This window comes from Furfurilactobacillus rossiae DSM 15814, from assembly GCF_000428925.1.
Classification (GTDB): Bacteria; Bacillota; Bacilli; order Lactobacillales; family Lactobacillaceae; genus Furfurilactobacillus; species Furfurilactobacillus rossiae.
This window is the reverse complement of the sequence record NZ_AUAW01000001.1, coordinates 40373-66511: the sequence shown is the minus strand read 5'-3', so window position 1 is coordinate 66511 and position 26139 is coordinate 40373. Positions and strand designations below refer to the sequence as shown.

Genomic DNA, 26139 nt, shown 5'->3' with positions numbered 1-26139 from the left:
ACTAAGCGGCCAAATTCCTGCCGCCAAGTGTTGCTGACACGGAACTCTGTTTCAAGTCAGCTCCACTCCTATAGTAAACGATTATAGTAAACGGCTAAATTTGCTGGTAGTTACTGTCAACTGACCGTTACAGGCAGCTTGCCACAATTTCAGTTGGGGGGGCGGCAACATTGATATCAAACCGTGAGAGACGCTGGTTTCAGGCGGCTTGAACTGGTCCCACGGCGAGCGTATCAATGTTGCCAACCGTAGGCGTAAGTCACCTCTGTTCTAACTTTCAATTTGCAATCACAAAAAATCCCGAAAGCCATAACAGTTTTCGGGATCTAACTAATTCAATTAGAGCAGTAACCCAACACGGTAGTGAATAAACATCGTAATCAAACCGACAATCACGTTTCTAATAATCGCCGTTTTTGTCAAACCATCACCTAGTTTGGCACTTAAATAACCAGTCAAAGCAACCGATAGTGTAACGGCCAAGATGGTCATTGGCCATTGGATGCTGACCGGTGAAAAAGTCATGGCAAATAATGGGAAAATTCCACCTGTCGATGCCGCAATCAATGAGGAAAAAGCGGCGTTCCATGGATTCATGTAATGCCCTAATTCAAGGTCATACTTAATACGTGCTAGCGTTCCCAGCGGATTCTTGGTCATCAGTTCGTCAGTGATTTCCTGCGCCGTTTGCTTGGTAACACCCCGGCTAACATAGTAATCACGGACAATCGCAGCTTCCTGATCAGGTTGCGTCTTTAGCAATTCACTTTCCTGTGCAACCGCAGCCCGCTCAGTATCTTTTTGCGAACTAACTGAGGCATATTCGCCAGATGCCATAGAAAAAGCACAAGCTAATAAATCGGACAATCCGGCAATAAAAATTGTAAATTGATTCGTCGTTGCGACGGCAACAGAAAATAACACCCCGACAACGGTTAGGATACCATCATTTGATCCCAAAACACCGGCACGCAACGTATTTAAACGCTCAGCCATGGTCATTTTAGTTCGTTTCTTTGGTTTAGTTGGACTTGCTTGCATGAAACACTACCCCTTTTCTCTATCTCTTCAAACGTCATTCTTCAACACATGACTAATGTGCAAATAACAATCCGATGGCATATGTGACTGCCATAGTTAATAAGCCTGAAATGACGTTTCTCATGGTTGCCTTACCGCGGTTGGCGTGTCCCAATGAAGCAGCGATGTAACCCGTAATTGATAATGCAATAATCACGGAAATTACGGTTGCCAACACCCGAATTCTTGCTGGAAAGAACGTAATGGCAACCAGCGGTAAAATTGATCCCGTCGGAAATGAAATCATAGACGCAATCGCTGCACCAATGGCACTAGTTTTGACCTTTGGATCAAACCCGTAACGTTCACGGACGCCGGTATATAGCGGATCGCCTGACATCATCTCATGAGCAGCACGATTAGATAACTGTTCCGAAATACCCTGTGCCATATACTTATCTTTAATAAAACCAATTTCTGTATCCACGTGATTGTCAACTGCGCTTGTCTCACGTTGAATCGCACGCTTTTCAGAATCACGTTGCGTACTAACGGAGACCCATTCCCCCATTGCCATTGAGATTGTACCAGCAAGCATACCAGCAATCCCTGCTAGGAAAATTGCCCGAGGACTGTTGGTTGCACCAGCCACCCCAATAACGATACCGGCAACGGACAAAATACCATCGTTGGCACCCATGACGCTCGCCAGCATGATGTTTATCCGCTGGGCAAGCGATGCACCTTTTTTACTTTTTTGCGGTTGTGTCGTTTCCACGTGATTGCCCCTTTTCAATACCATAATCACCATTTATAATAAATGACGATTGATATGTTCTCTCTTTTTTAGAATCATTCTAACATGCATTTATATATTAGCACACTGATTGGAATCTGCAAGTAATCAGTGTGTCTTTTTTCATCTTTTTTCAATCACCTTTAACAATAGGCTATTTTGACGTTTTTTCAACATCTTTCATATTTTTATATGGCTGCCCTAACTTTAAAGATTCATTTTCTTAATCCATGTAACCTAAAACAGGTTCGTTTGATTCAGGCAATCACCTGTTTCAAACGAACCTGTTTCATTAATCAATTTAATTTTTAGAATAAGGCACCGGCTAAATTATCCAGTTCAGGATGATCTTTAGCTACAATCAATTCTTCATTAACAAATGCTTCGAGGCCTAACGTACTCATTTCACGTCCATAACCTGACTTCTTTACACCACCAAACGGTAACTCAGGCAATGTGTACATGAACGTATTGACAAATTCCATTCCCGTTTCAACTTGGCTAGCCACCTTAGCGCCATGCTCTTTGCTGCCAGCAAACACAATACCGCCAAGTCCAAACTGTGAATCGTTAGCCAAATCAATTGCCTCTTGTTCAGTAGCCACTTTGTAAACTTGTGCTACTGGCCCAAACATTTCCGTAGAATAAGCTGGATTGTCTGGTTTAATATCTGTCAAGATCGTCGGTTCAAAGAATTGCTCAGGCAAATCGATTGGTTGATTACCTTGATACAAGTTTGCCCCATTCTCAATTGCTTCATCGACTTGCTGTTGCAATTTGTGTTTGGCCTTAGCAGATGACATTGGTGCCAATGTCGTGGCATCGTCAAGTGGATCACCAGGCTTTACACTGGCAAACTCCTGCCCCAAGCGTTTCAAAAATTCGTCATACAAATTCTCTGCAACAATGAATCGCTTAGATGAGGTACAAACCTGCCCTGCATTGTACAAACGAACCTGGCGGGTAACTTTCATGACCTCGTCCAGGTTGGCATCTGGTAAGACGATGAATGAATCCATCCCACCAAGTTCCATCGTCGATTTCTTCAAGTTTTCACCAGCCGCGGCTGCAACAGCGCGACCACCGCGTTCAGAACCAGTCAACGCAACACCTTGGACACGCGGATCTGCAATCACAGTGCCAACTTGATCGTAATTCAAGAATAGGTTGATTAGACTACCCTCAGGCGCTCCCGCTTCTTTAACGAGCTGTTCAAATGCCACTGCCGAACCGGGCGTGTTGGCGGCATGCTTTAAAATCATCGGGTTACCCACGATAAAGTTTGGCGCAAAGACACGCATAATTTGATAGTAAGGAAAGTTCCACGGTTCAACCATTAAGACAACTCCGGTCGCGTGTTTTTCTACCCATGCATCACCGACACCGGATTTAATTGGGGTTGGCTTGAGCATGTCAGCGCCATGATCAGCAAAGTAATCCGCGATAATCGCACATAACTCAACTTCACCCTTAGCTTCTTTTAAGAGCTTCCCCATATCAATAACCATTGTTTTAGCCAAACTGTCTTCGTGCTTACGCATTAAATCTGCAATCCGATGTAAGGTCTCTGCACGGGATTGAATATCGGTGTGTCGCCATTCATGATAAAGTTTATCGCCACTTGCCAACGCAACTTCAATTTGATCACTGGTTGCATCAGGATATGTTTTAACAACTTCGTTTGTATACGGATTAACTGTTTGATACGCCATTGTGTTTACCTCCGAATGAATTACTGATTATTCACTAACTTTGAATTCGCTTTCATTATAGTATTTAAAAGGCTTTTCAAGCAATTAAGGACGATTGATTTTCACAAACATTTATTTTCACATTCCTCGTTATGAGCTTAATCGCCTTAAAAATGGGATTGTCAGGGTCTAAACTGTAATGAGTTTAATTACAATTTAATAAGAGTGTGTCTTAGTATACAATCACGCTAAAAAATCATAAAATTTCGCTTGACGTTACGAACGTTTGTTTGTATTATTTATTCATAGCAAACAGATGTTCGAGGTGGTCTTAATGCCCTATGATTACGATGCTTCAAAGGAACCACACGGCGTTTACTTTCTTATTGATAACAAGTCCTTCTATGCCAGTGTCGAAGCCGTCCAACGCGGTCTCAATCCTCTAAAAGAATTACTGGTGGTTATGAGTGAACAAAAAAACACCAATGGTGGCCTCATCCTGGCAACTTCGCCTGATGCTAAGAAGAAGTACCATCTCACAGCTAACGTGTCTCGCCAGCGTGACTTGCCCCAGGACGAAAAACTCATTGTTGTGCCGCCACGAATGAATTTATACATTAAAAAGAATTTGCAAATTAACGATATTTTTCGCCGTTTTGTTGCGGATGAAGATTTATGGCCCTATTCAATTGATGAATCCATCTTAGACATGACTCATTCTTATAAATTATTTGGGCAACAACCACGAGAAGTGGCTAAGCTCATTCAGCACACAATTCGTAAAGAGTTAGGCCTGTACGTCACAATTGGTATCGGTGAAAATCCTGTGCAAGCTAAAATTGCTTTGGACGTATACGCTAAACACACGCATGATTTAATCGGTGAAATCCACTACGATACCGTTCCAAGTAAAATTTGGACGATTTCCCAACTAGATTCTGTCTGGAGTATCGGCCATCGAACAGCCGCTCATTTAGAGCGAATGGGAATTCACACGATGAACGATTTAGCCCACCATAATCCCTACGATTTAACTGCCGAGATGGGAATTATTGGCGCCCAATTATTTGCTTTGGCATGGGGCATTGATCGTAGCCAACTACGTAAACGTGTCAAAGTTCGTGAGGCTAGTCTAGGAAACTCACAAGTACTACCACGTGATTATAATGATCAATTTGAAATTGAAACAGTTATTAAAGAGATTGGCGAACAAGTTACGGCCCGTTTGCGCCACCATCACAAACTAGCTGGCTGTCTTTCCCTCTCCATTGGCTTTTCCTATGCTGCTAGCGAACAAGATGGCCGCGGCGGTTTCCATCAATCGATCCGTATTGATCCAACTGACAGCAACAAAATCATTGTGACTCAACTAACCAATATGTTTCGCAACCACTGGCAGGGTCAAACTATTCGTAACATTGCTGTTTATACATCACGGTTATCCCCTAATACTGGTCAGCAACTTGATTTATTTTCGGACCCTCAACGACAAATTAAGAACGCTCGCTTTGAGGCCATTGTTGACGCTATTCGTGACCGTTACGGTTTTCGTGCCATCGTCTTTGCTCGAAGTATTATTCACGGCGGCACAGCTATTAACCGTGCCTCACTGGTGGGAGGACATAACGGAGGAAATGCATATGAATAAAGATTTAGATTTAATTTGCCAACGCATCGATGAACTATTTCTACGGCAGTACAATACCCGCTATTGGCTGCAGATTGTCGATGATCCCTATGACAAAACGTATAATTTTTTCTTTGACAGTCTAAAAAAGGCTCATCGAGAGAAATCTGTCCCCTTACATACTGTCACCATTTATGATCTAACGTATCTTGAGGAGCTTGTTGATGATATTCAAAAGCACACCCAATTGAGCATTCAGTTTGAAGGTTTTACTGGTCAACATTGGCCAAAGTCACAACGGATCATCCAAAGAAAGAAGCATTGGGATGAGTGATGAAAAGTATCCTGATTACGATCCTAAAATTGTGCAAGACTTTTTCGATAACCATTATGTCGATCGTGGCATGCTCAAGTGGCAAGGTTATTATTTATCAGATCATACTAGCGCTTTAAACAAAGAAGCAGAAGAAAAGCAGCGTCACTTTGAACCCAAGGCACTGCAATCCATGGCCGAAATAAGTCAGCGACTGGCCACAGCATACGCCAATATTTATCGTGTCAGCATCCAATGTTACGCCCACAATAGTGAGGGTAAACTCTCTGCTGACATCATCGGTCATGTGAAAGGCTACGATGATGTCAGTGTGTATATTGAAGAGAATGGTTTTCTGCGTCTTGACGATATTCGCCATGTCACAGTGTTAAAACCATAATTATCATTTTTATTCGCTGACATCATTAAAATATTGTTTTATTAAAGAAAAGACTGTTGGCACATGAGGCAACAAGTTTTGGAGTAGTCATCTTATAATTTTCGTTTGACATGTTTCTCATTGTCGTTTAATATGTTTTTAACTTAATTTTTCTGCTGAACTGATGTGGTGGATGCGTTAATTAGTGATCTAAAGAGAGCACCAACGGCTGAAACGGTGTGTTGACTGATTAACTAAAGACCCATTAGAGCGTATTTTTTATGAGAAATACCGGTGTTACCCGTTATCGTAAACTGCATATTCGTGTGCAGTAAGGAACAACTGACAAATTGCCCGTTGTTTGAACAAAGGTGGTACCACGTGTAAACGTCCTTTGAATCCATGTTGATTCAAAGGACGTTTTTATTTCTCATTTTTAAAATCAAAACAGTCAGATATAGAGAAAAGGAGTTTGCAATGACAAACAAAACCAAAAACAACGACAACGCGCATCTCCAACGATCATTAACAAGCCGCCATATTACAATGCTGGCATTAGGTGGTGCCATCGGTGCTGGTCTGTTTAAAGGCAGTGCCAACGCCGTCCATACTGCTGGCCCTTCGGTTATTTTATGTTATCTGCTTGGTGGTTTAATCCTGCTATTTATCATGCAGGGCATGGCCGAAATGGCCGCGAATAATCCATCCGCCACCGGATTTTCGGGTTTGCTACAACCAATTCTTGGTCCCTTTGCGGCCTATCTAGTGGACTGGGCCTACTTTACGATGTGGTTTGTGGATTTGACGGCTGAAGCCGTGGCCGCGGCAAGTTTTATTCAAATCTGGTTCCCGACCGTTCCTACCTGGCTAATTGTTTTGGTCATTGCAGTCGTCATTTCCGGCATTAATCTACTTTCGGTCCGCTGGTTTGCCGAAACGGAATACTGGCTGGCCATTATGAAAATTGCTGTTATTATCTTCTTCATCTTCGCCGGTATCTTCCTAATCGCCCGAAACATGATGACCACCAATCATGCGTTTGTTAATTTAACCGTTCACGGTGGCTTCTTCCCTCATGGTGCATTCGGCTTCCTAAGCGCTATGTTGATAGTAATTTATTCATTTGCCGGCTCAGAATTAATCGGAATTACATTAGGCGAAGTGAAGGATCCACAAAAAGTCATCCCGCACGCAGTTCACGGCATCATGTTCCGGATTATTTCATTCTATCTAATTCCTTTTTTCATCATCGTCACCCTATTTCCATGGGATCAATTAACGGATAAAGTCAGTCCGTTCGTCTCAGTGTTCCGGTTATTAAACATTCCGTTTGCCTCCGACATCGTTAACTTCGTGATTATTCTAGCGTTGATTTCCTCCATCAATTCTGGTATTTACTCAGCATCACGACTCTTATTCGTTCAAAACCAACGCAACAAACGTCAAACGAAGGTTACAACTGCCTTAACCCGGTTGAATAAACATTTTGTCCCTTACATGGCCGTCCTCATGTGTTCACTATCTTTATTTGCCGGTGTATTGCTTACTTACTTTATTGGTAATACATTATTTGATTATTTAGTTGGCTCTATTAGTTACACAATTTTAGTAATATGGATTTTACTTTGTCTGGGTCATATCCGCAGTCGTCGCTATAAGTTTGATGACACTACCTACCACGTCAGCTTGTATCCATGGACATCGTACTTTTCTTTGATTGCATTAGTACTCGTTTTCTTTGGTATTCTTTTTTCCACTAATATCATTGTCACAGTGCTGACCATAGCGATATACGTTGGTATCTGCGCTTACTATTATTTTACGCAGCGTGAATCGTTGTATGAAAAATCAAAAATAAATAAGTAACCCTTTCACTGACCCTGTCTGCATTTAAATCACATTGCAGACGGGGATTTTTTAATAATTCAATTATTTTCTTAGATTATCATTTTAGTAAAAAGTAAATTTCGAAAAGCTGTTGTTTAACCTATTCATAATTGTCATTGACGTACGGTGCAAGTTTTCATATCATTTCAATCATCTCCTATCTTTTCTCATAATAGTTTTCAATGCATCATATAAACTCAAGTCCAAATACTGACGACATAAAAAGCTGAATTTTATTGGAGTCTACAATAATGAACGACGCATTTGCCTTTCTCCTGTTGCTCTCTGTCATTTTCCTTTTTATCGCAATAATCCTTTGGGTCATTTTATGGTTCAAAAAGAAGTCGTTAAAGCTAATTGAACTCACCACAATATTGTTAGCCCTATTTGTAATAATATTTTTTAATGCATCGGGATTTAGTTCATCTCCGTCCAAGACGAGTTTCTCACAAGAAGATAACTGGTCGAATTCTAAAGATGAAGCACAAACTGATGATGACTCCGAAGATGATGCAGAAAGCTCGACCAATTCTTCAAGTAACGAAAACGACGAATCAAATCAGAACGATCCCCACTCTGTCACAAACGGTTCATCATCCGAAAACGATTCAAACAAAGGTTCTAACAACAAAATTTATGGTCAACTAACTGCTAAAGGTGAAAACTTATCAGATGGAGCATATAAGGACAAAAATTTAGATTACGTAACTTACGGTGTTAACAGCGATATGTCAATCAATGTAGTAAAAGAAGATTTTTCTGATCTACCCTTGGATCCCAAATTAGACGCTCATGCCATTAATGAACATGTTCACGACTTTATGGAGGACGACGCTTCAAAGGCTTCTACAATTTCCGACGAAGATTCAAGCTATTATTCAGAAATAATTGATAAAGGCTATCAGGTACATTTTGAAAAAAATGACAAAGGTGAAATAATAAACATCAAAATCTTCAAACAAGACGCTTAATTCTACCTAAATTAAGCAATTGGTCCCAATAAATCAACCAAATACCATAATGGTTTTAAAAAAATTGTACAAAAAAAGCGCTTATCACTAAGCACTTTTTAAAAACCTTTTAAGCGGGTGACGAGAATCGAACTCGCGACACAAGCTTGGGAAGCTTGAATTTTACCACTAAACTACACCCGCATTGAACCAACTGTTATAGTGTAGCATAGCGCCCTCAATCTGTCATTACTGATTTGGACGTTTGGACTAAAAATCGAAGAATCAATCCCCACAAAAAATCGCCGAAAACTTTTATCAAGTTTCGACGATTTTTCAAATGTTTTCACTCAATCTGAGCTGGAGGGCGTCAAAGATGAATGTAAGCCGTGAACGTGTTGTTAATCAGGCGTTTTTTGCCGATTTACAACACAGGACGGTTGACAAGACTCGGCACTCCACGAGGCTTGTCAACGAGGTGAAAGACTTCGAATTTCAGAAGGCTTGAACCGGTCCCACGGCGACATTCATCTTTGACAACCGCAAGCGTCAGTCAGGACAGACAACATTTAGATCACGTGACGTTCAAATGGTTCGTCGCTGATGCCTTGATCTAAAATAGTCTTGCACCATTCCTTGGCTGAGAACAAAGAGTGGTCACGGTAGTTCCCACAACTGTACTTGTCAGTGCCTTGAACGTCCTTCCATTCAATCGTGTCGCGAATTTCTTCCAATGAGCTCTTCAATGCCTTGGCAACTTCTGTTGTAGAGTGTTCACCCCACATAATTAAATGGAAACCAGTCCGGCAACCGAATGGTGAACAGTCGATAACGCCGTCCATGCGGTCACGTAACAAACCAGCTAATAAATGTTCAATGGTATGTAAGCCGGCAGTTGGAATCGCATTAGTGTTAGGTTGTACCAAACGTAAGTCATAGTTGGAAATGGCATCCCCTTTAGGTCCATTTTCAACTGTAATCAAACGAACATATGGTGCCTTAACCTTCGTGTGATCTAATGTAAAACTTTCTACTTTTGCCATAATCTACTCGACTCCCTTATTTTTTTAGTGCACTAATCGGTTTAATAACTTCAACCTTCGTGCCATGGAATTCATTCTTAATATAACGCTGAATGCCCTTGTTACGATAGAGCTTAACCAACTTTTTAACGGATTTATTATTCCGGTACTTATCACCGGCTGCCAAAATGTTAACATCTTGGTTCGTTTCACGGCTGACCTTTTCATGTACCAATGAGTCCTTAAGAACGTTCAAACCGCCATCTTGTGCGACTGTATTGGACATTAAGACAGCATCAACATCCGATAAAACCCGTGGTCCAGTCGAACCATCAATTTGTCGAAACTTTAATTGACGTGGATTACTCTTAATGCCGCTCACATTACCAAGCGCATTGAAATTAGGCTTCAACGTAATTAATCCAGCCGTTTTTAACAGCTTCAGGCCACGAGTTAAATTAGCTGGATCCTCCGGAATGCCAATGGTTGCCCCCTTTGGTAACTGTTTTAAATGCTTAATCTTCTTCGAATACAATCCCATTGGTTCTAGATAGGTCGTACCAACTGCCGTTAACTTCTTCGTCGGATTTTCCTTGTTATAAGCCTGCATATAGCTAAATGACTGAAATGCATTAACCGGAATCGTTCCATCGCCAGTAGCCTGATTTAACTGAACACTGTCCGTTACTTCTTTAACGTGAATTGTGAGATGCGCTTGTTTAGCCGCTGATGATTTAGCAATGTGCCGCCAAATTTGAGCATCTGTTCCCTGTGTCCCAACGGTCACACTGCTTGCACTAGCGCTGGTCGATGTTCCTAATCCTAATACCAATCCTGCCGCAATGGCGACAGCCACTAGAATTTTTTTAGAATGTTTGATATAGATTACCCTCATTCATAACTATTTTGATAAATCCGTTTAAAACTCACAAGTTGTCTGGCCTACTTTTCATCGACGCCCCAAACTTCTTTGGCAATCGATTTGGCTAACACAATTTTAGCCCACTGATCATCTGACGTTAAAATGTTGCCCTCTTCTGTTGAAGCAAAACCACATTGGGTACTCAAACATAAACGATCTAACGGGACAAACTTTGCGGCTTCATGAATGCGGTCAATAACCGTTTGACGATTCTCGAGCTTGCCATCTTTCGATGTTAATAATCCCAGCACAACCAATTTGTCATCGCTAACCTTTGCCAATGGATCAAAACTGCCTGAACGGTCTGAATCATATTCCAAATAATAGGCATTAACATGTTCCTGATTAAACAATGGATCTGCAACTTTGTCATAACCACCAGCGGCAGCCCAGGTTGAGTGATAGTTACCACGGCAAATGTGGGTATTGACAGTTAGGTCAGCAGGCAATCCGTCAACCACAGAATTGTTAATGTTTAAATATAATTGTTTTAGTTCGTCGTCAGTTGTTGGTTCACCACCCGCAAGACCATTAATAAAGTCCTTTGGCAGTGTTGCCACCAACATTCCCCAAGTACAGTCATCCAACTGGATGGTGCGTGCACCAGCGTCATACAAATCAGTAATAACTTGTTTATAAGCCTTAGTAATATCAGCGAATAATGCCTCATCAGTTGGGTATATCTTCCGGACCTCGGGCAAATTAGTTGGACTCAATAATTCAACCAACAATTGCGCTGGTGCCGGCAAAGTTTGTTTGACCTGAACGCCCTTGCTAACATGAGCTTGCGTAAATTTAAAATGATCCACAAACGGATGGTTGTGACCATCAATTTTATCGGTTACCGTAACGGTTGCTTTACGCGTTTCTTCACCGTGGAAGAAATAACCATGTTCAGGGACTTTATACGAGATGCCTTGAAAGCCCCAGAAAAAGTCGAGGTGCCACCAGCTCCGACGGAATTCACCATCTGTGACCGCCTTGAGGCCAGCAGCTTCCTCCTGTTTGATTAATTTAATGATTTCAGTGTCTTCAACTGCCGTCAATGCAGCACGATCAATTTTTCCTGCAGCAAATTGTGCCCGCGCTTGCTTCAAGGTTTCTGGTCGTAAGAAACTGCCGACAATATCATACCGAAATGGTGACTTGATCCGTTTAGAAAAAGAAATTGCTTCACTCATATTCAAAAGCCTCCTGAAAGATGTTGTCGCTATATGCGGCATTTTTAACTAAAAAACATTGATAAACAAAAAAATCCGTCCCTAACTGTCACTTCTGACAATCAGGGACGGATTTAACCGTGTTACCACCCTTATTTACATCATTTTCACAAATGATGCCTCGACGGTACCTGTTGATACCCGGCAAGTTAACGGTTGCAACCGTTCGGTCGGCGTGAACTGACTGAATCGCTCAGAGCTCATCTTCATCACTGTGTCGTTGTCCCTTTCTCACCAACCGGGTTCTCTTTATCAACTGTCGAGCGATTACTCTTCTCTTCAACGCTTAATGTTTATCTAATGTTTTCTTAACGTTGAATTCAAGATACAGCGAAATAAATTTAGTGTCAACCACTTTTTTTAAGAAACACTCAGATAATCGCCACTCTCTAATGGCAACACGTTTATTTATTTTTGAGCTGAAAAAGCTTTAATACCGTGCTTCAGACGTTCTAAACCATCTTGTAGTTCAGCGTCAGGGCAAGCCACATTCATCCGGACAAATAAATTACCATTGCCACCATATTCCACACCATCAGACAAAAATAATCCCGTTTCTTGGCGAATAAAGTGACAAAGTGCCACAGAATCATCGGTAACGGCGGACACGTCTAACCACATGAGGTAAGTCGCTGCACCACTGGCAACCGTTACCTCTGACAGCTCATGATTCAAAAAGGTCGTCACTGACCGTTTGTTTGCGGCTAATTGCTTTAATAGTTCGTTTAACCATGGTTCACCCTTGGTAAAGGCCGCCACCGCAGCATCGATTGCAAAAATATTTGGTTCAGCAATCTCATCGTTATTAATGCCTCGATCAATCCGTTCACGAATGGCCGGATTAGGGATAATCATGCTCGATGTTTGAATGCCTGCCAAATTAAATGTCTTTGTCGGTGATACGCAGGTAATACTATTGTTGGCCAGGTCGCTACTGATCGATGCAAACGGTGTGTACTTAACGGTTGGATCCGTGACAATATCACAATGAATTTCATCCGACAATACTAGCACATGATGTTTCAAGCACAATTCACCAATCTGCTGCAAAGTTTCCCGCGACCACACTTTACCAACGGGGTTTGCTGGATTACACAGAATCATCATCGTCGTTAATGGATCCGCCAATTTGGCTTCCAGATCGTCGAAATCAATATGGTACTGACCGTTTTCATAGACCAAATCACTGGAAATCTGACGCCGTCCATTATTGATAATTGAATTATAGAAAATATTATAAACGGGTGCCTGGACTAAAACCTGTTCACCGGGATTTGTCATCCGCCGAACAGTCGATGAAATGGCTGGCACAACTCCGCTACAGAATAAGATCCAATCCGTTTGCACAGCAAAGCCGTGACGCTTACGCCACCAGTCTGCCACTGCCTGATAGTAGTTGTCTGGAATGATGGAATAACCAAAAATCCCCTTGGCAACTTTATCAGCTAATGTTGTCTTGATTTCTGGTGCCGTTTGAAAATCCATGTCAGCTACCCACATTGGTAATTCGTTGTCGGCCACATCCCATTTCACTGAATTCGTGTGACGTCGATTAGGAACCGTTGTAAAGTCGTATGTCATTTCACTGTCACCCCAGTTTCTGTAATTGTTGTCTTGCTAGGATCGATTTGGTCCTCCTGCAAGATAATCTCACCAATAGCTGGTGCTGTAATTTCACCGCTAACAGGATTTTTGACACTGTCAATTTTAGTCGTGATATCAGCGTGAACGGATGAATATTCGAACGCCAAGTTGGTTTTGATCAGTGAACAGTTCTTCATGACCAAGTTATCCATGTAACAAAGACCCTGCTCACTTTCAATCCGACAATTAATAAACGTAATGTTTTTTGAATTCCAACCTAGATATTCACCAATGATGGTGGAATCATAAACGGTCACGTTTTCACAGTTCCAAAAGGCGTCTTTTGATAGCATCGTGGCGTTGTGAATTTCAATATTCCGTCCACCGTCAAACGAATAATTACCGGACAATTGAAAATCATGGGCAACGATGTTTTGACTGTTCATGCCAAAATAATCGCCCTTAGCGGATACATGGTCCAAAGTGATGTCGTCACAGCTCCACAATGTTTCCTGAGCAATTGGCATCTGCACATTGGTCAGGTGAATGCCACTGGCACGACGAAATGTTTTCGGTGCCTCAATCAAACACTGTTTCATATCAATGTTATGCGTGTACCAAATGCCTGAACGTGCAGTTTCCAGCAGTGTCGTGTTAATTGCACTGACATCCGTACAGTACCAAAGTGGATATTTCCATTCAAACGTATCATGTTCTAGCGTCAGGTGGTGTCCCTCTTTAAGCGGCGACTCCCCATCCGCAAAAGTCGTGTTGGTAATATTTAAATTAGCGGCATTGAATAATGGCCGTTCACCAACGTATTCTTGTTGATCAATATTTTTCAAAAAAGATTCGCTTCTTTCATGTTCAAGTTCTTAAAACTTCGGTTAGCTGACTGATGATAGCTAACTGTTACTACTTTACCCCCTTCGAGCAACTGTAAGGCAAACTTTTTCAAAAAAGAATTTTCTGCTTCAAAATAAACTTCCATATTTGATACCGGCCATAAAAAAAGATTCCTGCGGGTTGTACACCACAGGAATCACTTTGAATTATCTGCTAACAGAACTCACGAACTAGCAGTTATTATTTTTTCTCATCTTCCGCATCATCGGCATTTTCCTCATCGGGATCCGGTTCTGGCACTGGTGCAGCTTTAATGACCTTAATATCACCGTTCTTAACGACGGCACGACGGTTCATTTCACTCACAGTCATGCTGTCAGCGTCATTGTAATCATCAATCAATACAAGTGCCGAATTTTCATAAACTTTTTCTAATTCGCCACCGAAATTGTGTTCAAACGGTCCAAACTTTTTCGCAGTGACAACATCACCAACATGTAATTCAGCCATTAATTTCACCTCAATTCCCGTCCTCTTCGGCAAGAAGATAAACGGGTTATTCTGGTCTTATGCCCAACGCATACGAGTTTGTATATTATCAAAAAAACAACTGGATTTCAAGTCTTATGTTTCGAACTTTAACTATCCTGCTTCGTACTGTGTTGTCCAGCTCGGCTTAACCCGTGCGGGGCTTGTGTCGAATTTGGGACACTGATTTCTGTGTGATTACCCGTCCCGGATTCCGCCGTCACTTGTTTAGCCTGCTCATTTTGATCATGCATGTATTGTAAATTATGCAACTGTCGAATAGCACGCAGGTAAGACGGAATCAAAACGATACATGATCCTAGCCAAGCCAATGGCTCCGCTGATACGGCCCCGGCGTAGCCCAAAGGTCCAACAAGGAAAAAGGCTGTGAAAGAACGCATAACGAGTTCCGCAATGCCGGCAAAGGTCGGCATTGCTTGCTGACCAACACCTTGTAACGTGTTACGAATAATGAACAATACGGCCAGTAACACGTATGAACTGGCAATCACGTTGAAGTACGTTTGCGACAGCCTCATAACGGCTGGGTCATGTCCACTAATAAAGAGGCTCACTAACGCCTTACCGAAGATAATTTCCAGCGCACCAATTACAATCGCAAATGAGCTGGATAAAATCAGCGTCTGACGAACACCTTTAATAATTCGGTTATACTTACCCGCCCCAATGTTTTGAGCCGCAAACGTCGCCATGGTTACCCCAAATGATGACATCGGCATTGTAGCAATTTGGTCAATTTTGCTAGCAGCTGTTGAAGACGCAACTGAAGCGGTTCCTAAACTGTTTAAAGCCGCCTGCATAACGATGGCACCGATCGCAATAATTGACATCTGAAAGCCCATCGGTAACCCCGTTGCAAAATGTTCCCACAATTGACCGGCTCCGGCACGCATGTCCTGACGGTTGATCCGCAGCAATGGCACATGGCGCCAGATGTAAATTAAACATAAACCGGCTGATATAACCTGAGAAATAACGGTGGCCAACCCTGCACCAGCAACGCCCATATGAAAAATTAGAATAAACGCTAATTCTAACACAACGTTGACGACCGTCCCGACGATCAAAAAGTATAACGGAGTCCGTGAATCCCCTAGACCACGAATCATGTTTGATAACAGATTAAAGGCAACGGAGGCGAAAATGCCAGCGAAAATGATGGAGATAAAGATTAAGGCATCGTGATAAATTGCTGCCGGCGTTTGCATCAGATGCAAAATTGGATGAACAAATGCCAACGAGAGCACTGTCAGAACAACAGTTACAAACAGACTGATCCAGATGCTTGCCGCAAAACTTTCACGAACGCCCTTCAAGTCCCGTGCACCAAATCGCTGTGCTGTCACAATCGATAACCCAGCCGTCAAACCCTGGGCAAACCCAATGATTAGAAAACTTATGGACCCAGTTGAGCCAACTGCGGCCAATGCGTTGACGCCCAATGTTTGACCAACGACCAGCGTATCTGAAATGTTGTATAATTGCTGAAATAAATTACCAATAAGTAGGGGCATCGTGAACAAAAATATTAATTTGATTGGATTCCCCTCAGTTAAATCGTGCACGTGACCCCTCCTTAAAATTGTCAGGCCTGCTCATTTAGTGATGCATGTTAAGGCCTGTATAAGCATTGATTGTACCGCTTAACGACACGGTTTAACAATGCTAAGATAGCTTCAGTTTCATGTCAAGTTGATTCACTCAAAAAACTTGATTCAGAAAGGAAAAAATATGAATTTTTTAATTGCCAGTCATTTTTGGATTGCCATTTTACTAGTTCTGACAGTTCTCGCTGGCGTGTTCAGTAAAACAGAAAAGCGCGTTAAATGGTGGCTGATGTGGAGCAGACTACTCTACATGGTGATGATTATCACTGGTTTCATTGCTGCCACCAAGACCTGGTCAACGGTTCCCATCCTCACAATTTTAAAAGGTATACTGGCAATTCTGCTTATTGGCGTCGTTGAAATCGTCTTCGCCAGAAAGCAAGAAACCCACGTCACTCCTTGGTTGTATGTCGTCTTAGGTTTGCTGTTTGTCGCCACCATCATCCTTGGCTACACCATTTACAGTTTGACTGCCTAATCATCAGAACACAAACAATCCTTACCGTGACGGATAGAAAGCTTCTTTTCATTCATCATGGCATATAAAGACAGCTCACATTTTTGAAGTGAGCTGTCTTTTTTGTCGCTATCTTATCTTCAATGGGCAACAACGGCCCAAGATTTTAGCAATGTTAATCCTACAACAGAGATAAAATCACGCTTCAATATCTGCAATTACTTGTTTGGCAACAGCCATGTCAGTTGGATATGGTGTGTCCACTCCGCGAATCTTTTGATAAGGATCCTCACCTTTTGCTGCCAACACAACGACATCGTCGGCATGACTATCACTAATGGCTTCACGAATGGCAGTTGGCCGATCAATCTGAACGTGAACATCAACCCGGTTATGATCAATATGTTCATCAATCTGTTGGGCAATGTCAGCGGGATTTTCAAAACCAGGATCATCAGCGGTTAAGTAAGCCACGTCAGCCTCTTCATTCAACGCTTTACCGAAACCTTCTCGGCGCGAAATGCCCTTGTCACCAGGACTGCCAACCACCACAATGATTCGGCTATCAGCATACTGCTTCCGCAAGAACGACAGCAAAGCCTTGACGGATGCGTAGTTGTGGGCGTAATCAACGAACACCATCCCGTGATTCTTGGTGGCGACCGATTCAAACCGACCAGGGACCGTGATATCTGGCAATGCTTGTTGAGCCTCATTAGCTGTCGCGCCAGCTAGACCAGCGGCAATGAGTGATGCCACCGCGTTATTTTCATTGTAATCACCGGGCAACGCCAGTTGATACTCACCATCTAAATTCAGTTTGGCTGGCGCTAGATCCGTATGCGACACCGTAAATTTGGCATCCTTCAGAGTATCTTCATTGCTGTGGTAACGAAAGTCGATTGGCACATCAATGCTTGGCTTGTAACCATCACGAGCATACAGATAGATATCCTCAGGTTCCGTCGTTGCCTTAGCAGCCATATAAATATCTTCTAAGTGATCCGTTTCTGCATTTATAATGCACTGCCGAGAATTGACTAAGAGCTGTAATTTACAGTGCAAATAGTCAGCAAACGTTGGGTGCTCGTTGCGCCCAATATGATCTGGCGTGATGTTTAAAAAGATCCCAACATCATACTTCAAGCCATACACACGGTTCTTCTTGTACGCCTGTGAAGACACTTCCATGACCAACGTCGTCATGCCAGAATCAACGGCTTCACGCATATCATGAAACAAATTGAGTGATTCAGGCGTCGTAAGATCAGACTTGAATTCTTGCTCTGGTTTTGGTCCTAAAATCCGGTCAATCGTTGAAAACAATGCGGTATGTTTATTCGTCGTCTGTTGCAGAATGCCTCGCGTAAAGTATGCAGAGGTTGTTTTCCCCTTCGTCCCTGTGAACGCCACAATAAATAGATCATCTTGTGGGTAGCCAAAAAAGGCAGCGCTCAGCAGCGACATTGCCTTTTGGATATCTGTCACGATAAAGCCAGTGGCCTCGCACTGCTTAGCCGCAACTTCTGATACATAGGCTGTAACACCGGCATCAACCGCCGTAGTTAAATACTCTGGCTTGAAGTTACCCTTACAGAAGAATAAACCATTCGGCTTTGCCGTTCGTGAGTCGTATGTGACATCGGTCACTACTAACTGATCATTGGCATTTATCACGTTGGTCAACAAATGGTGCTCACGTAAAATCGTCAAAATTTCTGATGCTGATAATTGTAATTTCGCCATGCGTTCCCAAACTTCCCTTTATCTTTCTTGAATATCCAGTATACACCAGAACTATCAACCAACGCCGCCATTTTTTTGAACAGCTAAACCTTTGACTAAACCTTAATTATTCAGTCTCAGTTACGACATTGGCAACAATCAAAAGCTACTGATGCATTTCTGTTCTGTCTGGGAACCAATAGCTGCCCTCGATCGTATCCAGCAATGTGACTAACTGCTTCGTTTCTTCAATGTCGTGAACCCGTAAAATACGACCACCGTGCAGATACATATAGGCTTCGGCAATTAACGTCACAGATAGACGATCTTCCTTTGCCAAACCGAATAGTTTATGACCAAAGCCCTTTCGCGAAATGGCGATCATAATTGGCCGTTCAAACGGCAAAAACTGGTTGATGTTGCGCATCATGGTGAAATCCTGGTAACCATCAGCCACTTTGGCGTACCCAATCCCTTCATCCAGAGCAATCCGCTGTTCATTGATACCAGCGTGTTTCAGTGCATCCAAATTTGTTTTAAAGAAATCTGTCATTGCCGTCGTTAAATTATCGTATTCGCGGGCACGACTTTCATGCATCGTTAACAAACCAACATTACTCGAGGCAAGTAGCGGCAGTTTGTCAGAATTATCAGTAAAGGCGTTAACGTCATTAATGATATCAACCCCTTCGTCCAATACCGCCTTCATCACCGGTAACTTATAAGTATCAACCGCGATTCCCAAATCAGGATATTGCGCCTTAATGGCCTTAATATAAGGCATAACCCGTTGAATTTCAGTTTCAGGCGTAATCTCCGTAAAGTGTGGTCGCGTCGTCTGGCCGCCAATTTCAACCACGGGCACACCTGCCTGGGCAAACTCACCTGCCCGCTTCAATACAGAATCCATATCATGGTAGCGGCCCCCATCGTAAAATGAATCAGGACTGACGTTTAAAATTCCGTAGATCAGTGGTTTGGCGGTCACATTAAAATCAAAACGCCCTGCTTGCCAATGAATTTCATGCTGCTGCCGAATCGTGCCGACGCCTTTTGCCAGCACATTGTTATCAAACTGACGACTCAATTGCTGTTCCAAAACTGGCAAAGCGGCTTCACTAATCAATGTTTGCACATTATTACCAGCCACTGTGACTACGGCATCAAGATTGCCCATCAAGTTGACCAGTCTGGTTCGATTATCCGCATTGTCGAATTCAAACATCAATGCCAACTGACGTTGATGTTTGATGGCATCCAGCAAAGCGGCCTCGGCCAGACCATTAGTTTGACTGAGGTCGTTAGCATTTATTTCTGTAACTTTCATGTCGTATCCTCCCACTATCGTAACTCTGCCAATAATTTAGGTACTGCAATGCCTCTTGGTGTAAACGGAATGCGCGCCTGATTCGGCAGTTGAGCCAGTGTCAGTCCTGTTTTAGAATCCCACATAATCCGATCAAAGCCGACACTGTACTGACCGACTGGCACAAACGGAATCTGGAACCGGCGCTGTCCTGTCGCTGTGAGCCACTGACCGTCATGGCTAAGTACTGTCAGTGTTGTCGTCAACATTGCATGGCGATTCGTTTGTGTGCCCAATAAACGTAGAATGTAACGATTCATGGCCGCATCATCATGTGCATGAGCGGACAGTTCGCGCATCGTTGTCACCCCAAAGTGGTCTGGCAATGCGTCGACAAACAGGCCACTGTCATCGGCCACGACGGTCACTTCTGGCAAGCGTTGTTGAATAAACGTTGCCTTGCCTTCAGCATTGTTTTTGAAATCAGCGGTCCCTTCTTTGGGAAATTGTAATCGGCCAAGATAAGTCCAGTATGGGCGAATCGTCTGACCAAAAAAGGCAAACGTCCGTGCCAACTCGGCAAATTTTTGTCGATTGTTGGTTGCTGCGACAAATAGTGGATTAGTCATTTAAACCAGCCTCCCGCAACGCCCGGATAAGGTAAAAGCTCCCCGTCACAATCACTGGTGGTTCAACGTTACGTTTGCGCAAACAAGCTAAAGCATCACGCGCAGTGGCCGTTGAAAACACCGCTACGTCATTTAACTGTAGTTTGGCCAATGTATCACCCACCATCTCAGTTAATGCATCAATCGGTAGTACCCGCTGATGCTGGTCTGGAACCGTTAACACGACTTGCTTGGCTAACGGCAGCAATTCTGCCAGCATTCCCGCCACGTTTTTATCCGCTAAAAAGCCAAGTACAAACGTAAACCGACGGGTTGGCGCCACCTGCTTTAACAACCGAACCAGCGATTGAATCCCATCTGGATTATGAGCACCATCGACCAACAATCGGGGATGTTTATCGGTTGCCGCTAGCGTCGTCAGTCGCCCAGGCAAAGCTGCCTGATTAAAACCCGTTCTCACAGCATCTTCATCAATGCGGCTGTCATGTTCGGCAACTTGTTTTAGCACCGTCAGTGCAGTGGCCGCATTAGCTAATTGATGCTGCCCAGCCAAATTAAGATGAACGTGATGCCAAATGGTCTTGCTGGACCAGTGAACATCCACCGTTGTGCCATCCAGGCCAAATTGAGGATTATCAAACCATGTCTGTTTAATAGCTAGCATTACCGGCACATGAGCACGCTTAGCAGTTTGTTCAATAACCGCTTTTGCATCATCACTTTGACCAGGTGCCATCACTACCGTCGTGTTTGGTTTGATAATGCCCGCCTTATTTTGCGCAATCTTTGCAATCGTGTCGCCTAAGATGCGGGTATGGTCCAACGCAATGTGCGTAAACACACTGAACCGCGGGGATGTAATCGCATTAGTAGCGTCCATCAAACCACCGAGGCCAGCTTCGATAATCATCCAGTCCACGTGCTGTTCAGCAAACCACGCCAACGCAATGACAACCTCCCACTCAAAAATGGTTAGTGATGAGTCGTCCGGCACAATTTTTCTGACGATCGGCAACAGTGTCTGATACAAACGGACAAATGTTTCCTTGCCAATCATCTGACCGTTAATCACAATTTGCTCACGTTGATCAGAGATGGCTGGGCTCGTAAACACGCCGACTTTATGACCAGCAGCAATCAATGTATCTGCTATCAACGTCACCGTTGATCCTTTGCCGTTTGTGCCAACCACGTGAATAATTGGCGCCTGCGTATCGGGTTGTCCAACCGCTGCTAATACCTGACGTAACAGCGGCACACGATCCTCGTCGCCCGCAAGCATTGCTTGATTCATTTCATTAATTAATGTCTCATACGTTAATGTTGCCATGTTCGGCCCTCATTAAAAATTCCTGGCGTAATGCGTTATTTGTTTTAAACTCACCCCAATATGTCGCTGTCTGCGTGACAGAACCCGTCTTGTTAACGCCGCGCATTTCCATACACATGTGTCGCGCAGCAACGCTGACAGCCACTCCAGCCGGCTTCAAAATTTTTTCTAACTCAGCAGCCACCTGGTTCGTAATATTTTCTTGCACCGTTGGTCGGCGGCTGACGTAATCGACGAGCCGAGGAATCTTGCTAAGGCCGATGATAGTCCCGTTTGTGGGCACATAGGCAACACTGACACGGCCAAAAAATGGTAGTAAATGATGTTCACACATCGAATAAAACGGAATTTGGCCGACGACAACCATGTCGGCGTTATCCTCTTCATGAAATAACTTGTAATCCTTAAATGTCGGTTGTTCCAGCGAAGAAAACATCTCTGCGTACGCACGTGCCACCCGTGCCGGCGTTTCGACAAGGCCAGCCCGGTCTGGATCTTCCCCTACTGCAGTTAAAATTTGGCGGACAGCGCCTTCAATTGTGGCTTGTTGTTCATCTGTCATTAATGCGTGTCTCCTTTAAAACAATTTCTAAATAACGAACTTATGTAAGATTGTTAGCCAACTGACTAACAATGCTAGTAATTCAAAAACGTTACGATAACTTGTTGATTTGTTGATGGTCATCCGTTTCCGCTAACCAATCACTGACCTGTCGCTGAATTGCGCGATCATCTCCACTAATTTCTAGAATCGGTTCAAGCACAAACCGCCGATTTGGTGCTTCAGGATGTGGCACTGTGAGAGTTGCCGTATTGATGTGTTCATCACCATAAAAAATGATATCTAGATCCATCGTGCGTGGCCCCCAATGGATGAAACGATGACGGTGCTGTGCCTGTTCGATTTGATGAACCAATGTCAGCAAAGATTCTGCCGACCGTTTGGTATCAATGGCGACCGCAGTATTCAAAAAATTGTCTTGAACCACGCCACCAACAGGTTCAGTGATATAAAAGTGAGCCGTTTTCATCGAGACAGTCGTGTGATCCGCCCGCAATTGCGCTAATGCATACAATAAGTGTTTGCGCCGATTACCAACGTTTGATCCCAAACTTAAATAAGCCATAGTCACTGCGCATCACCACCAGCCACTTCAATTTCAACGTTATCAAAGATTCCGGCAATCGGGACCGAATATTTGCGCACGCGGAGTGTAACACCGGTAGCTTCAGGATATTTTTCCTGAAGCATCGTCAACGTGTTGTTAGCCAACGATTCAATTAAGTCGTAGGAATGATTTGAAACGAACGACTCAATATCATCATAAACATGCCCGTAATGAATGGTCGTTGTTAGGTCATCATCATGCACTTTTGTCTCAATTGGATAGTTCAGTTCAACGTCCATTTCCAGCCGCTGGCCCAGTTTTTTTTCTTCCGGAAAAACGCCATTATACGTATGAAATTGCATATTATTGATACGAATTTTACCCATTAAATAAGTCACGTCCTTAATTAATACGTGGTTCAATATATGATCATGAACCAACGATCGTCTGTGCGAATATCAAGTCTCATCTTATCACATGCACCATCTTAGTGTGGTGCAGTTTGTTTTATCGCCGTTAGGTCGCCATTGTTTTTTTAACAAGTTAGCAATCGAGCCCAACAAAAGTAGCGTCAGCCGGCCTTATTTTATCGCTATTTTGCGTGTGCTTTTCTAAATGGCGATATACTATAACCATCAGAAGGAACAAGGCTTTCACAGAGGAGCAGCGGTCATGTCGTAATCTTTAATTCCGACCGTCAACGGCGATGTTTCACATCACAATCGTTGATACCGCCATCCTGAGCGGAAGTTAGCGCAGATCAACAGTGCCTCGTGTTGAACGAGCTTGGTTGGTCGCAGTCCTGGAACGTGCTCGTTGTCTAAATCAAACGGTTAATCCGATTGTTGTCCCTATCCCTGCTGTGATGGTCAAGGGTTTCAAACGTCACGTGAATCGGCGCACGGTTCACGTCGTTGACAACCATCGTGCTGAAAGGCCACTACTAATGAGCCATGGTGAAGGTCGCTGAGGCTCTCACGATGTTAAAACACGTTCGTTCATCAGTGGGCGGCAAAACTACTTGCTGATCAGGATTTGTCCTTCCGTGCCGCCACAGCGAAAGTTGTGGTGGCTTTTTTGGTGAGAGTGTGAACGCCCCCGATTGCAAGCCGAGCAATAACATAAATTGCCTGTTGTGAGGGCGCTCTTTGCCTTTACAGCAGGCAATTTGGGTTATGCACAGGCTTGTGGGGCGTGAACACGTTTATGACAAGCCCCTGGGAGAGACCGAGCAATACTCATTTTGTGTTATGCACAGGTCTCTGGGGCTGGAGCGCGTTATCGCTGTGTGGAAGGCAACGAGTTTGTAAACATGAACCGTTTTGCAACAATATAAAAGTGTAAAACATCATGTAGACAAACACGCAATTCAGTACCTCTCCCTCATAATCTACCTGATTCCACAGGCACATTAATCGCCCTTCTTCTCCAAATTAGATTACACTAACCTCAAGAAGGAACACCAAGTGATGAAAACCGGTTGAGTCGTTTGACAAAAGATCGACCACCACATGGCGGACCCGTTCTAAACCGGGCTGGCGCAACGGTTCATGTCCTGCTTAGGTAGGATGCAGGCCAATGCAATGGGTTGGCAAAATAGCGGGCAGTATCCTTCACGTTGTACTCGGCGGGCAGTCTAGCACTCATTAGGCTGCCCGCTTTTTTCTGGCTTTACAGCACGGGCGGTTATAATGACTCGTGGTTTGCGAGTCCTTATAACGAGGTAAAAGACTCCGGTTTCTCCGGAGTCTCAAACTGGTCCCACGGCAGCGTTTAAATGTTGACAACCACAAGTGACATCATATCTATGTCCTATGATGTTCAAATCACCACTGTGATACAATTGGACCATCTTAATTCGAGGAGTTTGCTATGCAAAGAATTCTGTCCAGCAGCATTATCGTACTTGCCATTGTCATTTTCGGCGGCGTTGTGTGGCTCACTGAAGCCCAACACCTAACCGGCGTCACCCTTTTCGCCTTGTGGATTGGTGCGTTCATCTTAACAACCGTGTTGGTGACCCTCATCAAGGTTTGGCAGCTACGTTTGCAACAAACAAAAGACGGAGGTTCCGATGACAAACGATAATCGACCATTTTTATTTTCGTGGTTGCCGCGCGTTTTGGAAGTGGCATCACTTTGGATTATGGTTCAACTGCCTCCTACCATCTTGGCCTTTGCCAGTAAGACGACGTTTGCCAACGCTAGCGGGTACATTCTCCTCGCTGCTTTCTGGGGGTCCTTCCTGATCTGCATTTGGATCGCCTACCGTCGCTTTCGCCATTGGTCTGGTGAACGGTTGTTCCATGATTTTAAGCTAAGAGACATTGGGGTCGCTATCTTGGCCTATCTGGCCATCATCTTTAGTGAAGCTATATTAATGCGCCTCCAACAGGTGCTGTACCACACGCAATCGACTGAAAATAATCAGGCCATCAGTTCCATTATGAAAACAAGTCCGGTGGCCATGGTTGGCTTCGGCGTATCGGCCGTATTGCTAACACCTTTTTTAGAGGAACTCGTCTTTCGCGGTGTCATCACCAACATTTTTTTCAAACGAAATAACCTGTGGGCTAAAGTGTTACTGTCTGGCGTGTTATTCTCCAGTGGCCACATTTCCGGCAATCCAATCAGTTTCCTGCTCTACTTTATGATGGGCGCCATTTTAGCGTTTACGTACCAAAAAACACACAAACAATTTAATTCCATCATGGTTCATTTCATGATTAACGCAGTTGCGATTACGCAACTCCTTAGCATGATGCATTAGATTCAGATTACTAAAAAAGACCGCTAACACCTGACAATTCGTCAAGCGCTAGCGGCCTTTTTTATACGATGACAATTAATTATTGATCGTCGTGTTTCTGTTTGCTGCCTGGATCCGTGAATTCGCCATCGAATGAATTGCGATGCTCGTCTTCTGTTCGTTCATAAGATGCATCCGCTGAGAAATGGTGCCCCTCAGCGTCGGGCATAACCAGCGCAGCAATCGCATAAGCAACAATACCAGGGCCAAACGAAACGGCAATCAGAATCCCGCCGATCACCCGTGTCAAGGCGATGTCCCAACCAAAGTACTCCGCAATACCACCAAAGACCCCCGCCAGAACCTTATCATTAGACTTCGTTAATTTCTTTTTCATCGTTAATCATCCTCCCCGTTATTC

At 43.6% G+C, this 26139-nt stretch carries 27 protein-coding genes and 1 tRNA gene; 9 read left to right on the top strand and 19 right to left on the bottom strand.

The window, feature by feature from the left end:
- Window positions 1-339 precede the first annotated feature (339 nt).
- The 3 genes from G400_RS0100395 to G400_RS0100385 form a co-directional block, all read right to left on the bottom strand.
- Window positions 340-1041 carry a VIT1/CCC1 transporter family protein gene (locus G400_RS0100395; protein WP_017261660.1) on the bottom strand — a complete coding sequence of 234 codons (702 nt, stop codon included), beginning with the start codon at window positions 1039-1041 and terminating at the stop codon, window positions 340-342.
- A 52-nt stretch (window positions 1042-1093) separates the two neighbouring features.
- The gene (locus G400_RS0100390; RefSeq protein WP_042655402.1) at window positions 1094-1822 is read right to left on the bottom strand and encodes a VIT1/CCC1 transporter family protein; all 729 of its coding nucleotides are present in this window, start codon (window positions 1820-1822) and stop codon (window positions 1094-1096) included.
- 302 nt (window positions 1823-2124) lie between these two features.
- Window positions 2125-3528, bottom strand: a complete 1404-nt coding sequence (locus tag G400_RS0100385) for an NAD-dependent succinate-semialdehyde dehydrogenase (protein WP_017261658.1) — start codon at window positions 3526-3528, stop codon at window positions 2125-2127.
- A 313-nt stretch (window positions 3529-3841) separates the two neighbouring features.
- Between G400_RS0100385 and G400_RS0100380 the strand changes: the two genes are divergently transcribed.
- The 5 genes from G400_RS0100380 (at window position 3842) to G400_RS0100360 (ending at window position 8684) form a co-directional block, all read left to right on the top strand.
- Entirely contained in the window at window positions 3842-5155 is a 1314-nt protein-coding gene (locus G400_RS0100380) for a Y-family DNA polymerase (protein WP_017261657.1), read from the top strand.
- Window positions 5148-5468, top strand: a complete 321-nt coding sequence (locus G400_RS0100375; RefSeq protein WP_017261656.1) for a hypothetical protein — start codon at window positions 5148-5150, stop codon at window positions 5466-5468. Before G400_RS0100380 ends, G400_RS0100375 begins: the two co-directional genes overlap by 8 nt.
- Window positions 5461-5847, top strand: coding sequence for a hypothetical protein (locus G400_RS0100370; protein WP_017261655.1), 387 nt, complete (start codon window positions 5461-5463; stop codon window positions 5845-5847). The genes G400_RS0100375 and G400_RS0100370 overlap by 8 nt, the downstream gene beginning before the upstream one ends.
- 456 nt (window positions 5848-6303) lie before the next feature.
- Window positions 6304-7692, top strand: coding sequence for an amino acid permease (locus tag G400_RS0100365; RefSeq protein WP_017261654.1), 1389 nt, complete (start codon window positions 6304-6306; stop codon window positions 7690-7692).
- A 272-nt stretch (window positions 7693-7964) separates the two neighbouring features.
- Window positions 7965-8684: a hypothetical protein gene (locus G400_RS0100360; protein WP_017261653.1), complete on the top strand. Its 720-nt coding sequence runs from the start codon at window positions 7965-7967 to the stop codon at window positions 8682-8684.
- Window positions 8685-8796: 112 nt separating this feature from the next.
- On the opposite strand, the gene G400_RS0100355 is transcribed toward G400_RS0100360, so the two are convergent.
- The 8 genes from G400_RS0100355 to G400_RS14140 all read right to left on the bottom strand — a co-directional run bounded on the left by G400_RS0100355 (window position 8797) and on the right by G400_RS14140 (window position 16371).
- A tRNA-Gly gene (locus G400_RS0100355) sits at window positions 8797-8867 on the bottom strand.
- A gap of 365 nt (window positions 8868-9232) precedes the next feature.
- Complete coding sequence (locus tag G400_RS0100345; RefSeq protein ID WP_017261651.1) at window positions 9233-9706, bottom strand: S-ribosylhomocysteine lyase; 474 nt, start codon at window positions 9704-9706, stop codon at window positions 9233-9235.
- A 16-nt stretch (window positions 9707-9722) separates the two neighbouring features.
- Entirely contained in the window at window positions 9723-10580 is an 858-nt protein-coding gene (locus G400_RS0100340; protein ID WP_179108741.1) for a MetQ/NlpA family ABC transporter substrate-binding protein, read from the bottom strand.
- 47 nt (window positions 10581-10627) lie between these two features.
- Complete coding sequence (locus G400_RS0100335; protein ID WP_017261649.1) at window positions 10628-11788, bottom strand: 5-methyltetrahydropteroyltriglutamate--homocysteine S-methyltransferase; 1161 nt, start codon at window positions 11786-11788, stop codon at window positions 10628-10630.
- Between the two features lie 447 nt (window positions 11789-12235).
- Entirely contained in the window at window positions 12236-13408 is a 1173-nt protein-coding gene (locus G400_RS0100330) for a MalY/PatB family protein (protein ID WP_017261648.1), read from the bottom strand.
- Window positions 13405-14256, bottom strand: a complete 852-nt coding sequence (locus G400_RS0100325) for a DUF3737 family protein (protein ID WP_017261647.1) — start codon at window positions 14254-14256, stop codon at window positions 13405-13407. Before G400_RS0100325 ends, G400_RS0100330 begins: the two co-directional genes overlap by 4 nt.
- Before the next feature lie 241 nt (window positions 14257-14497).
- On the bottom strand, window positions 14498-14767 hold the full coding sequence (locus G400_RS0100315) for a hypothetical protein (RefSeq protein WP_017261645.1): 270 nt from the start codon (window positions 14765-14767) through the stop codon (window positions 14498-14500).
- 128 nt (window positions 14768-14895) lie between these two features.
- Window positions 14896-16371 carry an MATE family efflux transporter gene (locus G400_RS14140; protein WP_017261644.1) on the bottom strand — a complete coding sequence of 492 codons (1476 nt, stop codon included), beginning with the start codon at window positions 16369-16371 and terminating at the stop codon, window positions 14896-14898.
- A 166-nt stretch (window positions 16372-16537) separates the two neighbouring features.
- Between G400_RS14140 and G400_RS14135 the strand changes: the two genes are divergently transcribed.
- The gene (locus G400_RS14135) at window positions 16538-16891 is read left to right on the top strand and encodes a DUF1516 family protein (RefSeq protein WP_017261643.1); all 354 of its coding nucleotides are present in this window, start codon (window positions 16538-16540) and stop codon (window positions 16889-16891) included.
- Between the two features lie 177 nt (window positions 16892-17068).
- Here the strand turns inward: G400_RS14135 and G400_RS0100300 are convergent, their stop codons facing one another.
- The 7 genes from G400_RS0100300 to folB form a co-directional block, all read right to left on the bottom strand.
- Window positions 17069-18616 (bottom strand): UDP-N-acetylmuramoyl-L-alanyl-D-glutamate--2,6-diaminopimelate ligase, encoded by a 1548-nt coding sequence (locus tag G400_RS0100300; protein ID WP_017261642.1) that lies wholly within the window; start codon window positions 18614-18616, stop codon window positions 17069-17071.
- A 145-nt stretch (window positions 18617-18761) separates the two neighbouring features.
- Complete coding sequence (gene folP, locus G400_RS0100295) at window positions 18762-19922, bottom strand: dihydropteroate synthase (protein ID WP_017261641.1); 1161 nt, start codon at window positions 19920-19922, stop codon at window positions 18762-18764.
- Window positions 19923-19936: 14 nt separating this feature from the next.
- Window positions 19937-20530 carry a non-canonical purine NTP pyrophosphatase gene (locus G400_RS0100290; protein ID WP_017261640.1) on the bottom strand — a complete coding sequence of 198 codons (594 nt, stop codon included), beginning with the start codon at window positions 20528-20530 and terminating at the stop codon, window positions 19937-19939.
- The gene (locus tag G400_RS0100285; RefSeq protein ID WP_017261639.1) at window positions 20523-21860 is read right to left on the bottom strand and encodes a bifunctional folylpolyglutamate synthase/dihydrofolate synthase; all 1338 of its coding nucleotides are present in this window, start codon (window positions 21858-21860) and stop codon (window positions 20523-20525) included. The genes G400_RS0100290 and G400_RS0100285 overlap by 8 nt, the downstream gene beginning before the upstream one ends.
- A complete protein-coding gene (gene folE, locus G400_RS0100280; protein WP_017261638.1) occupies window positions 21841-22422 on the bottom strand; it encodes a GTP cyclohydrolase I FolE in 582 nt (193 codons plus the stop codon). Before folE ends, G400_RS0100285 begins: the two co-directional genes overlap by 20 nt.
- A 91-nt stretch (window positions 22423-22513) precedes the next feature.
- Window positions 22514-22987 carry a 2-amino-4-hydroxy-6-hydroxymethyldihydropteridine diphosphokinase gene (gene folK, locus G400_RS0100275; protein ID WP_035143417.1) on the bottom strand — a complete coding sequence of 158 codons (474 nt, stop codon included), beginning with the start codon at window positions 22985-22987 and terminating at the stop codon, window positions 22514-22516.
- 2 nt (window positions 22988-22989) lie between these two features.
- On the bottom strand, window positions 22990-23355 hold the full coding sequence (folB, locus tag G400_RS0100270) for a dihydroneopterin aldolase (RefSeq protein ID WP_017261636.1): 366 nt from the start codon (window positions 23353-23355) through the stop codon (window positions 22990-22992).
- A 380-nt stretch (window positions 23356-23735) separates the two neighbouring features.
- On the opposite strand from folB, the gene G400_RS0100265 reads away from it, so the two are divergent.
- The 3 genes from G400_RS0100265 (at window position 23736) to G400_RS0100255 (ending at window position 25739) form a co-directional block, all read left to right on the top strand.
- On the top strand, window positions 23736-23939 hold the full coding sequence (locus G400_RS0100265; RefSeq protein ID WP_017261635.1) for a hypothetical protein: 204 nt from the start codon (window positions 23736-23738) through the stop codon (window positions 23937-23939).
- 902 nt (window positions 23940-24841) lie between these two features.
- Window positions 24842-25057 carry a hypothetical protein gene (locus tag G400_RS0100260; RefSeq protein WP_017261634.1) on the top strand — a complete coding sequence of 72 codons (216 nt, stop codon included), beginning with the start codon at window positions 24842-24844 and terminating at the stop codon, window positions 25055-25057.
- Window positions 25044-25739, top strand: a complete 696-nt coding sequence (locus G400_RS0100255; RefSeq protein ID WP_017261633.1) for a CPBP family intramembrane glutamic endopeptidase — start codon at window positions 25044-25046, stop codon at window positions 25737-25739. The genes G400_RS0100260 and G400_RS0100255 overlap by 14 nt, the downstream gene beginning before the upstream one ends.
- A gap of 79 nt (window positions 25740-25818) precedes the next feature.
- Here the strand turns inward: G400_RS0100255 and G400_RS15970 are convergent, their stop codons facing one another.
- The gene (locus G400_RS15970; RefSeq protein ID WP_017261632.1) at window positions 25819-26115 is read right to left on the bottom strand and encodes a PspC domain-containing protein; all 297 of its coding nucleotides are present in this window, start codon (window positions 26113-26115) and stop codon (window positions 25819-25821) included.
- Window positions 26116-26139: the final 24 nt, after the last annotated feature.

What these genes read in the sequence shown, in the direction of transcription:
- G400_RS0100395 (WP_017261660.1), bottom strand. Translation starts at nt 1,041, where the DNA reads ATGCAAGCAAGTCCAACTAAACCAAAGAAACGAACTAAAATGACCATG.
- G400_RS0100390 (WP_042655402.1), bottom strand. Translation starts at nt 1,822, where the DNA reads ATGGTATTGAAAAGGGGCAATCACGTGGAAACGACACAACCGCAAAAA.
- G400_RS0100385 (WP_017261658.1), bottom strand. Translation starts at nt 3,528, where the DNA reads ATGGCGTATCAAACAGTTAATCCGTATACAAACGAAGTTGTTAAAACA.
- G400_RS0100380 (WP_017261657.1), top strand. Translation starts at nt 3,842, where the DNA reads ATGCCCTATGATTACGATGCTTCAAAGGAACCACACGGCGTTTACTTT.
- G400_RS0100375 (WP_017261656.1), top strand. Translation starts at nt 5,148, where the DNA reads ATGAATAAAGATTTAGATTTAATTTGCCAACGCATCGATGAACTATTT.
- G400_RS0100370 (WP_017261655.1), top strand. Translation starts at nt 5,461, where the DNA reads ATGAGTGATGAAAAGTATCCTGATTACGATCCTAAAATTGTGCAAGAC.
- G400_RS0100365 (WP_017261654.1), top strand. Translation starts at nt 6,304, where the DNA reads ATGACAAACAAAACCAAAAACAACGACAACGCGCATCTCCAACGATCA.
- G400_RS0100360 (WP_017261653.1), top strand. Translation starts at nt 7,965, where the DNA reads ATGAACGACGCATTTGCCTTTCTCCTGTTGCTCTCTGTCATTTTCCTT.
- G400_RS0100345 (WP_017261651.1), bottom strand. Translation starts at nt 9,706, where the DNA reads ATGGCAAAAGTAGAAAGTTTTACATTAGATCACACGAAGGTTAAGGCA.
- G400_RS0100340 (WP_179108741.1), bottom strand. Translation starts at nt 10,580, where the DNA reads ATGAGGGTAATCTATATCAAACATTCTAAAAAAATTCTAGTGGCTGTC.
- G400_RS0100335 (WP_017261649.1), bottom strand. Translation starts at nt 11,788, where the DNA reads ATGAGTGAAGCAATTTCTTTTTCTAAACGGATCAAGTCACCATTTCGG.
- G400_RS0100330 (WP_017261648.1), bottom strand. Translation starts at nt 13,408, where the DNA reads ATGACATACGACTTTACAACGGTTCCTAATCGACGTCACACGAATTCA.
- G400_RS0100315 (WP_017261645.1), bottom strand. Translation starts at nt 14,767, where the DNA reads ATGGCTGAATTACATGTTGGTGATGTTGTCACTGCGAAAAAGTTTGGA.
- G400_RS14135 (WP_017261643.1), top strand. Translation starts at nt 16,538, where the DNA reads ATGAATTTTTTAATTGCCAGTCATTTTTGGATTGCCATTTTACTAGTT.
- G400_RS0100300 (WP_017261642.1), bottom strand. Translation starts at nt 18,616, where the DNA reads ATGGCGAAATTACAATTATCAGCATCAGAAATTTTGACGATTTTACGT.
- folP (WP_017261641.1), bottom strand. Translation starts at nt 19,922, where the DNA reads ATGAAAGTTACAGAAATAAATGCTAACGACCTCAGTCAAACTAATGGT.
- G400_RS0100290 (WP_017261640.1), bottom strand. Translation starts at nt 20,530, where the DNA reads ATGACTAATCCACTATTTGTCGCAGCAACCAACAATCGACAAAAATTT.
- G400_RS0100285 (WP_017261639.1), bottom strand. Translation starts at nt 21,860, where the DNA reads ATGGCAACATTAACGTATGAGACATTAATTAATGAAATGAATCAAGCA.
- folE (WP_017261638.1), bottom strand. Translation starts at nt 22,422, where the DNA reads ATGACAGATGAACAACAAGCCACAATTGAAGGCGCTGTCCGCCAAATT.
- folK (WP_035143417.1), bottom strand. Translation starts at nt 22,987, where the DNA reads ATGGCTTATTTAAGTTTGGGATCAAACGTTGGTAATCGGCGCAAACAC.
- folB (WP_017261636.1), bottom strand. Translation starts at nt 23,355, where the DNA reads ATGGGTAAAATTCGTATCAATAATATGCAATTTCATACGTATAATGGC.
- G400_RS0100260 (WP_017261634.1), top strand. Translation starts at nt 24,842, where the DNA reads ATGCAAAGAATTCTGTCCAGCAGCATTATCGTACTTGCCATTGTCATT.
- G400_RS0100255 (WP_017261633.1), top strand. Translation starts at nt 25,044, where the DNA reads ATGACAAACGATAATCGACCATTTTTATTTTCGTGGTTGCCGCGCGTT.
- G400_RS15970 (WP_017261632.1), bottom strand. Translation starts at nt 26,115, where the DNA reads ATGAAAAAGAAATTAACGAAGTCTAATGATAAGGTTCTGGCGGGGGTC.